Origin of the sequence: Nostoc sp. UIC 10607 (assembly GCF_047228265.1) — a bacterium.
GTDB classification, from domain to species: domain Bacteria; phylum Cyanobacteriota; class Cyanobacteriia; order Cyanobacteriales; family Nostocaceae; genus Nostoc; species Nostoc foliaceum_A.
The window spans coordinates 1-728 of record NZ_JBIQNW010000225.1 but is presented as its reverse complement, the minus strand read 5'-3'; the positions used below and the strand labels follow the sequence as shown (position 1 = coordinate 728).

General features: G+C 41.1%; 1 protein-coding gene. It reads right to left on the bottom strand.

Translation table 11 applies throughout. The annotated features are described in order from the left end of the window. A partial coding sequence (locus ACEYW6_RS36520) for a GNAT family N-acetyltransferase (protein WP_412983656.1) occupies positions 1-530 on the bottom strand: 530 nt, incomplete at its 3' end. Positions 531-728: the final 198 nt, after the last annotated feature.

Sequence of the window (728 nt, the reverse complement as noted above, 5' to 3'; positions counted from 1 at the left end):
CTTTCTGGCTGTTCAATCCAATGTCGCAGAAACAGCGAACGCTTAGAAGGAAAAAGTTGACAATCGTAAGCCACCAAATCTTCAAAAGGTACTGTTTTCAGTTCTACGATCCCAGCAGGTACAACACCCCCACCCACCCCTTCATAACGAATATGGTTATAAGCGATTTGGAAACCAGACTTATTGTAGTTATCTTGTTGAGCTACTACGCCATCCAAGCCGATGTTACGGTCAGCACCCAGATGCTTCATTGCTGTCTTCCAAATTTTCATACCTAACCCCTGTCCACGAAACTGGGGTTTCACAATGTAAAAACCTAGAAAACCGAAGTGTTGATCGTAAGCTACAGCAGAAATGCATCCCACCGGCTCACCATTCAACTCACCCAATAAAAAACCGCTTTCGTCAGTTTGATAAAAAGATTGAGCATCATACCTTCCTGGATTCCAACCTTCACTTGCTGCCCAACTAATCGCCAAATCTATTTCCGACCTATTCATTGGGCGGATGATGAAGTTGTCAGTAGTCATAATCTCTTCTTACTGATAGGCTGTTAACTATTTAACTTTGCTTTTGCAAACCCAGCAATAACTCTTAATTTTTTTCTTAGAACGGTAAAACTAACTTGAGGGTCGAGATTAAAACCTTAATTGTGTTTGCTAAAAAGACAATCTCAAACGAGTTTTCTACGATTCCAAGATACCTCTAGCAAGTTTTACTACGCTAGG